The organism is Mycobacterium sp. (genome assembly GCF_049278535.1).
GTDB lineage: Bacteria > Actinomycetota > Actinomycetes > Mycobacteriales > Mycobacteriaceae > Mycobacterium.
Genome location: NZ_JBAPMI010000314.1, coordinates 1 through 7,068 on the forward strand (window position 1 = coordinate 1; position 7,068 = coordinate 7,068).

Here is a 7,068-nt window from a genome sequence, read left to right on the forward strand (position 1 = left end):
TCACCGCACCAGCAGTTGCTTTCCCAGGCGTTAATTCGATTTTTTGCCTTTTGTGGGCTTGGCAGGCGCGGCGGCGGCATCTTCGGCAGGCGCGGCGGCGGCATCTTCGGCAGGCGCGGCGGCGGCATCTTCGGGCTCCGCGGCGGGCTCGAGTTCGGAATCGGCGGACGACGGCCAGCAGCCGCGCCATTCTTCTTCGGTGATCGTGCCGACCGGGGCAACGTCGAGCTCCGCGGGCACATCCGCAATCCGGCGATCCGCGGCGACTGCTTTCTCAACGGCCCGGACGATATCCATGAATTCCAATACGGCTGTCCGCAAGTTATTTTCGGCGTCAACATCGGCAGTCACCGTGATCGAGGTGATGTCCGTCGGGATCAGATCCGACGGGAACCCGGCCCGGGTGACCCGCTGGACTACTTTGTGCGCCAACGCTAATGCCGGCTGACCGGTGGGCACATCGTCCACAACCGAATTCCTCGGCTTTTCCAGAGCTTTGCGTTGCTCCCACTGAGCCAGCTGCTCGTCCAGCGAAATCGACTCTCCGGCAAGAACTCCCGGGGCCCGGTTGCCGAGCTTTCGCAGCAGCGCGTCGGCGACATCGTCAATGGTGAACGGATGGCTGGACGCGTCCTGAGCGATGCGGGCGTGAAAGAGGACCTGCAACAAGACGTCACCGAGCTCATCCCGCAGCGCATCCGTATCGCCGCTATGCACCGCGTCGAAAAGCTCGTAGGTCTCCTCCAGCAGGAACTTGCGTAGCGAGTCGTGAGTCTGCTCGCTTTCCCAGGGCCCGGCGGTGCGCAGTTTGTCCATCATTGCGACGGCGTCCACCAAGCGCTCCCCGGGCTGATGCCCCGGCGCCGAGATCAGCCGCTCCCCTGCGGCCAACCTCGCAGTGACAGCCGGGTGGTCAGGGTCCGAGGACAGCAACACCGGAGCATCGTCGCCGGTGTGCGCCGGGCGTGCCGCCGGCAGCGTCCAGGGCACAGCGACCGGCATCTCCTCGGTGTACTGCACTTCACCGGCGAGCAGTCCGATGGCTTCCACCGGCAACAGCGACGGGCGGCGCGGGTCGACCAAGACCACAGTCATTGCCCCTCCTCACCCGGCGCCTGCCGCATCCCGTGAACCGATCCTGCTCGATTCTCCCCCATGCAGCGCCGACACCAGATCAGCCACCATTTGCACCAGCTCGAGATCGCGAATCCGCGGTGCGCCGACACCACCGGCCCGCGGTATCGGCACCTGGACAGTCGAGGTGGTGGCGCGGTACCGCGCACCCGGGTACCGGCGGGCCAACCGAACCTGGGCGGAGTCCGGCAGCGCCATCGGCGCCACTCTCAGCGTCGCCGCCGAGGCCGCCGAGACCTCGGTGATGCCCGCGTCGCGACACAGCAGTCGAAGCCGCGCGACCGCGACGAGCCGTTCGGCGGTTTCGGGCAGCGCGCCGTAGCGGTCGGTCAGTTCCTCTATGACAGCGTCGATTTCGGACTCGTCGCCCGCAGCGGCCAGCCGCCGGTAGCCCTCCAGCCGCAGCCGGTCGCTGGGGATGTAGTCCGGCGGAAGGTGTGCATCCACCGGCAGGTCGATGCGCACCTCTTTCGGCTCCTGGGCACTGACCACGGTCTGCCCGTCGGCCGCGGCCCGATACGCCTCGACGGCCTCGCCGACCAGTCGGACATACAGGTCAAAGCCGACACCGGCGACGTGCCCGGATTGCTCGGCGCCCAGCACATTGCCGGCCCCCCGGATCTCCAGGTCCTTCATCGCCACCGCCATCCCGGCACCCAGCTCGTTGTTCTGGGCGATCGTCGCCAACCGGTCATAGGCGGTCTCGGTGAGCGGCGTCTGCTGCGGATACAGGAAGTAGGCGTAACCACGTTCCCGGCTACGGCCGACCCGGCCGCGAAGCTGGTGCAGCTGCGACAGACCGAAGGTGTCGGCACGCTCGACGATCAGCGTGTTGGCGTTGGAGATGTCCAGGCCGGTCTCGACGATCGTGGTGCACACCAGGATGTCGAACTCCCGATTCCAGAACCCTTCGACGGTGGTTTCCAGCAGGTCCTCGTGCATCTGACCGTGCGCGACGGCGACTTTGGCTTCCGGCACCAATTCGCGGACCCGCGCCGCGGCCGCGTCGATGGAGCTGACCCGGTTGTGCACGTAAAACGCCTGCCCGTCGCGCAGCAACTCCCGGCGCAACGCGGCGGCGATCTGCTTGTCGTCGTGCCCCCCGACGTACGTGAGCACCGGGTAGCGCTCCTCGGGTGGTGTGAGGATCGTCGACATCTCGCGGATCCCGGCCAGACTCATTTCCAGGGTGCGCGGGATCGGGGTCGCGCTCATCGTCAGCACGTCGACGTGGGTGCGCAGCGATTTGATGTGCTCTTTGTGCTCGACGCCGAAGCGCTGCTCCTCGTCGACGACCACCAGGCCGAGGTGTTTCCAGCTCACCCCGGTCTGCAGCAGCCGATGGGTTCCGATCACGATGTCCACCGTTCCGTCGGCCAAACCCTCGATGACAGAACGGGATTCAGCGGGATCAGTGAATCGCGACAGGCCCTTGATCCGGACCGGGAAGCCTGCCATCCGTTCGGTGAACGTCTGCAGATGCTGGTCGGCCAGCAACGTGGTGGGCACCAGCACCGCCACCTGCTTGCCATCCTGCACCGCTTTGAATGCCGCACGAACGGCGATCTCGGTCTTGCCGTAGCCCACGTCGCCGCAGATCACCCGGTCCATTGGCACCGGCTTCTCCATGTCGGCTTTGACCTCGATGATCGCGGTCAGCTGGTCGGCCGTTTCGGTGAAGCCGAACGCGTCCTCCATTTCGGCCTGCCACGGGGTGTCGGGCCCGAACGCGTGTCCCGCGCTCGCCTGCCGCTTGGCGTAGAGCGCCACCAGTTCGCCCGCGATCTCCCTGACCGCCTTGCGTGCCTTGGTTTTGGTGTTGGTCCAGTCGCTGCCGCCGAGCCGGCTCAGCGCCGGCGCCTGGCCGCCGACATAGCGCGACAGCTGGTCGAGGGAATCCATTGGCACGTAGAGCTTGTCGGACTCGCTTTGTCCCCGCTTGCTCGACGCGTACTCCAGCACCAGGTACTCACGCCGGGCGCCGCCGACCGTGCGTTCGGTCATCTCCACGAATCGGCCGATGCCGTGCTGATCGTGCACCACTAGGTCGCCGGCGGTCAGAGCCAACGGGTCGACGGTGTTGCGGCGCTTGGCGGCCAGCCGTTTGCCGTCGGTTGCGGTCACCCGGTTCCCGGTCAGGTCGGTTTCGGTGACGATCACCAACCCCGCATCCGGCAACACGATACCGTCGTGCAGTGGACCCTTGAGCACCCCGACCACGCCGGGCCTGGGCTCGGCTCCCGGCTCCAACATCGTTGCCGGCGTTTCGGATTCGGCCAACTGCTCCACGACGCGGTGCGCGGTTCCTGTGCCCGGTGCGACGACGGCGGCGGCCCCGCCGGTCGCCACGTGCGCGCGCAGCATCGCGAAGATCTCGTCGATGTCGCGTTGATGGCCGCGGGCGGACGGCGCGGCGCGCAGTTCGAGCTCGATCGCCGACTCGTCGGAAAGCTGGCTCAGGGTCCACCACGGGTGCCCGGAGGACCGCGCCGCATCGCGCACCTCGTCGATTTCGCGGAATCCCGATCCGCCGAGTTGCTCGACATCGATCGGGGAGTCGCCGCCGACGGCGGCCACCGACCAGGACGCATCCAGGAATTCGCGGCCGGTCTTGATCAGGTCGGCCGCGCGGGTGCGAACCTTCTCCGGGTCGCAGACCAGCACCGGTGTGCCGTCGGCCAACTGATCGGTCAACAGCGTCACGTCGTCGGGCCGCAGCACCGGCAGCAGTGCCTCCATGCCGTCCACCGGAATGCCCTCGGCGAGCCGGGCCAGCATGTCGCCGACGCCGCCGGTCACGCCGCGTTCGGGCGTCGGTTGCTGTCCGGCCAACTCGGCGGCCCGGCCCCTCACGTCGTCGGTCAGCAACAGCTCGCGGCAGGCGACCGCGATCAGGTTGTCGACGCTGATCTCCGGAATCGACCGCTGGTCGGCGACCGAGAACATCCGCATCTCGGTCACCTCGTCGCCCCAGAACTCCACCCGCACCGGGTGCTCGGCGGTCGGGGCGAAAATGTCGAGAATGCCGCCGCGGACCGCGAATTCGCCGCGCCGGCCGACCATGTCCACCCTGGTGTATGCCAGCTCGACCAGCCGGGTGATGACGTCTTCGAAGGCCAGCCCGTCGCCCACGGTCAGCGTGAGGGGTTCGGCAAGACCGAGCCGCGAGGCCATCGGCTGCAGCAGCGAGCGAACCGCGGTGACCACCACCTGCAGCGGGGGGCCTAGCCGGCCGTCCTGCGGATGGGTCAGCCGGCGCAACAGCATCATCCGGGCGCCGACGGTGTCGACGCCGGGCGAGAGCCGCTCGTGCGGCAGCGTCTCCCACGACGGGAACATCGCGACCGCATCGCCGAGAACCCCCCGCAGCTCGGCCGAAAGGTCGTCGGCTTCCCGGCCGGTGGCCGTGACGACCAGCAGCGGCCCGCGGCGGGCCAGCGCACAGGCGACGAACAGCCGTGCGCTGGCAGGGCCCACCAACGCCAATTCGTCGGGTTGACCGGCAGCCAGGTCGACGAGTCGCTGCAGCGTAGGAGCGCGCAGCGCCAGCTCGACAAGCCCCGCGATCGGGGTATCTGTGATTTCTGGCCCCCGTGCGGTCATGATGCCTTCCATTGTATGGGGGCCCACCGTCGTCAATTTCTGGCCGAGCGCCGTCAAGGATCCGTAAGGGAAGTGGCATCCCGTGGAACCGCGCGCAGGCTGGAGTGATGACATCGACTTTGCCGGACATCCTGCCTTCCATAGGCCTCGCGGCTTCGCCGCGATTCCACCCGGCGATCTGGCCACTGACCGCCCATTCCGACGACGACGGACGTCTCTGCATCGGCGACGTACCCCTGACCGCTATCGCCGAAGAGTTCGGCACCCCCACCTATGTGATCGACGAGGCCGACTTCCGGAGCCGCGCTCGCAGCTATCGGGCCGCGCTGGGCAACACCGAGGTGCTCTACGCCGGCAAGTCCCTGCTGACCATCGCGGTGGCGCGCTGGGCGCACGAAGAGGGGCTCGGCATCGACGTCTGCTCGGCCGGCGAACTGGCCATCGCGATGGCCGGTGGCGTGGAAAAGGCGCGCATCGTCATGCACGGTAACGCCAAGTCGCAGGACGATTTACGCGCCGCGGTCCGATTCGGGGTCGGGCGCATCGTGCTGGATTCGAGCATCGAAATCACCGACCTCGCCGGCCTGGCGGAGGGGCCGCAGCGAGTGCTGATCCGGGTGACACCCGACCTCGACATTCACGGTCACCGCGCGGTGACCACCGGGATCAGCGACCAGAAGTTCGGCTTCACCCTCGACGGCGGCCATGCCGCCGATGCCGTCGCACGAGTTCTCTCGCAACCGAATTTGCGACTGATCGGATTGCATTGTCACCTCGGCTCCCAGGTCACCGATGTGGCGATCTACGGCGAAGCGATCCGCCGGATGATTGCCGCCATGGCCGACGTCCGCGCGCAACACGGCGTCATCCTGACCGAGCTCAATATCGGTGGTGGCCATGGGGTTCCATATCTTGCCGGTGACCCCGAGCTGAGCGTTGATGAGCTGGCCCGCCTCATCGCCGATGCCCTAGACGAGGCATGCGGCGCCGAGCAATTCCCGCGCCCGACCATCGTCGTCGAACCCGGCCGGGCCATCAGCGCGCGGGCCGGTGTCACGGTGTATCAGGTGCGCGGCGTCAAGACACAGCCTGGCGGACGCACCTTCGTGGCCGTCGACGGGGGGATGAGCGACAACCCCCGGGTGTCATTGTACGGGTCGAAATACACTGTCGCGCTTGCCAATCGCCATTCTCTAGCACCGAAGCAACAGGTCACCGTCGCGGGACGGCACTGCGAATCAGGCGACGAGATCGCTCGCGACGTCGAGCTCCCGGCCGACGTGCACCCGGGCGACCTGCTCGCGGTGGCCTGTTCCGGCGCGTACCACCACAGCATGGCGTCGAACTACAACATGGTCGGCCGGCCGCCACTCATCGCGGTCAGGGACGGTCGGCCCCGCGAATTGGTTCGCCGCGAAACAACGGCCGACTTGCTGTCCCGCGATCGAGGCTAGTGGTGAGTGTCAGCGCCGCGAAGCGGGGCGCAGCAGCTCACCGCGATCGAGACTAGGCCTGCTACTCGTCCTGAAGGTGCGGGTCGGCTTCCAAGTGGGTCAGGCCGTTCCACACCAGGTTGACCAGGTGGGCGGCGACGACCTCTTTCTTGGGCTCGCGCGTGTCCAGCCACCACTGTGCGGTCATCGACACCGATCCGACCAGCGCCTGGGCGTAGAGCGGGGCAAGGTCGGAGTCCAGGCCGCGACGCGCGAAGTCGCCGGCGAGGATCGAGCTGACCTGACTGACCGCGTCGTTGAGCAGGCTGGAGTAGGTGCCGGAACTGATCGAGGCCGGCGAGTCACGGATCATGATCCGGAAACCGTCGGTGTGGTCCTCCACATAGGTCAGTAGCGCCAGCGCGACGGTCTCGACCCGCACCCTCGACCGGTTGTTGGTCAGCGACGATGTGATGCCGTCCAGCAGCGCCGACATCTCCCGGTCGACGACTACCGCGTACAGACCTTCTTTGCCGCCGAAGTGCTCGTAGACGACCGGTTTGGAGACGTTGGCGCGAAGGGCGATCTCTTCGATCGAGGTTCCCTCGTAGCCTCGCTCGGCGAAAAGCGAGCGTGCGATGTCGATGAGTTGGTGGCGGCGCTCGCTACCGGTCATTCTGGTGCGGGGCGCCCGCGTTTCCTTGTCTGGCGCGGCCACGCCTAACAGGTTAGCCCGCGCCTGCGCTCCGCAATCGGCCTACACGGTCGTCTAGAGTGGACGCGGTTTAACCGCTGGTCGTAACGATCCGTCGTGGTGTAATCGGCAGCACTTCTGATTTTGGTTCAGACAGTTCAGGTTCGAGTCCTGGCGACGGAGCTTCGTGAGCCCCATCACCCC

4 protein-coding genes and 1 tRNA gene are annotated in these 7,068 nt (G+C 67.1%); 2 read left to right on the forward strand and 3 right to left on the reverse strand.

Annotated elements, in window-relative coordinates:
• Window positions 1-30: 30 nt before the first annotated feature.
• Window positions 31-1,095, reverse strand: coding sequence for a nucleoside triphosphate pyrophosphohydrolase (locus WAO18_RS20850; protein WP_422208133.1), 1,065 nt, complete (start codon window positions 1,093-1,095; stop codon window positions 31-33).
• A gap of 9 nt (window positions 1,096-1,104) precedes the next feature.
• A complete protein-coding gene (gene mfd / locus WAO18_RS20855; protein ID WP_422208134.1) occupies window positions 1,105-4,737 on the reverse strand; it encodes a transcription-repair coupling factor in 3,633 nt (1,210 codons plus the stop codon).
• A gap of 107 nt (window positions 4,738-4,844) precedes the next feature.
• Between mfd and lysA the strand changes: the two genes are divergently transcribed.
• Window positions 4,845-6,191, forward strand: a complete 1,347-nt coding sequence (gene lysA, locus WAO18_RS20860) for a diaminopimelate decarboxylase (RefSeq protein ID WP_422208135.1) — start codon at window positions 4,845-4,847, stop codon at window positions 6,189-6,191.
• A 61-nt stretch (window positions 6,192-6,252) separates the two neighbouring features.
• Here lysA and WAO18_RS20865 read toward each other — a convergent pair whose 3' ends face one another.
• Window positions 6,253-6,846, reverse strand: coding sequence for a TetR/AcrR family transcriptional regulator (locus tag WAO18_RS20865; RefSeq protein WP_422208136.1), 594 nt, complete (start codon window positions 6,844-6,846; stop codon window positions 6,253-6,255).
• 129 nt (window positions 6,847-6,975) lie between these two features.
• On the opposite strand from WAO18_RS20865, the gene WAO18_RS20870 reads away from it, so the two are divergent.
• Window positions 6,976-7,047, forward strand: a tRNA-Gln gene (locus WAO18_RS20870).
• The last annotated feature ends 21 nt before the right edge of the window (window positions 7,048-7,068 follow it).